This window comes from Bacillus sp. LR--39 (assembly GCF_053613335.1).
Genome location: NZ_JBSIOT010000356.1, coordinates 1 through 1,035, shown reverse-complemented (window position 1 = coordinate 1,035; position 1,035 = coordinate 1). Strand labels below are relative to the sequence as shown.

Below are 1,035 nucleotides of genomic sequence, written 5' to 3'. Positions count from 1 at the left end.
CGGCAAACCCGATAATCGCAAGGCCTTTTCCGCCGATCTTGTCAAAAATCCGGCCGATGATCGGCGACATGATGCCCATTGCTATCGCGCCCGGCAGAAGCATCAAACCCGAATCGAAAGCTGTCACGTCTCTGACGTTTTGCGTGTACAGCGGCAAAATGGTCTCAGTACCGATCATTAATGCAAAAACGATCATACCAAGTAGCGTTGTTATCGTAAAAGTCCACGATTGGAAAACGCGAAACTCGAGTATCGGCCTTTTGATTTTCAATTGTCTAGAGATAAAGAAGAACAGGGCGACCGCACCGACTGCAAAGGAAATTAAAACAGTATTGCTCCCCCAGCCTTCTGATCCGGCGTTGCTGAAGCCGTACAATAAACCGCCGAAACCCAGGCTGGACAGGATAATAGATATGATGTCCACTGATGTTTCTCTCAATTTCGTGACGTTTTTCATCAGCAAGATGACAAGCACAAGATCAATCAGTGCAATTGGCAGAATAATATAAAATAAGTATCTCCATGTAAAGCTGTCGACGATCCAGCCTGACAATGTCGGTCCGATGGCCGGTGCAAATGCGATCACCAAGCCGACCATGCCCATTGCAGCCCCGCGTTTTTCAACCGGGAAAATCGTTAAAAAGATCGTCTGCATGAGCGGCATCATAATTCCGGCGCCTGCGGCCTGAATGATCCGCGCCGCCAGAAGAACCGGAAAGTTAGGCGCCACCGCACCGACGACTGTTCCCGCCGCAAAGATGCTCATCGCCGCGATGACGAGCGCGCGGCTCGAGAATTTTTCGATCAAAAAGGCGGTAATCGGAATGAGAATCCCGTTTGTCAGCATGAACGCCGTTGTCAGCCATTGAGCTTTTGTAGCGTCTATGTTCAAGTCTGCCATAATATGCGGCAGTGCGGTAACCAGGAGCGTTTGGTTCAAGATCGCGATAAACGCCCCGGCAATAAGCAAACCTACGATGATATTTCTGTTGTATGTCTGTTGTTCAGTTCCTGTACTCATATCAATCCCTCTTA

Annotated in this window: 1 protein-coding gene; it reads right to left on the bottom strand. The window is 49.1% G+C overall.

Annotated features, from left to right (window positions below; translation table 11 throughout):
- The coding region (locus tag ACWHAR_RS23190) for a DHA2 family efflux MFS transporter permease subunit (RefSeq protein ID WP_452087962.1) at window positions 1-1,021 on the bottom strand (1,021 nt) is incomplete at its 3' end.
- Between the last annotated feature and the right edge of the window lie 14 nt (window positions 1,022-1,035).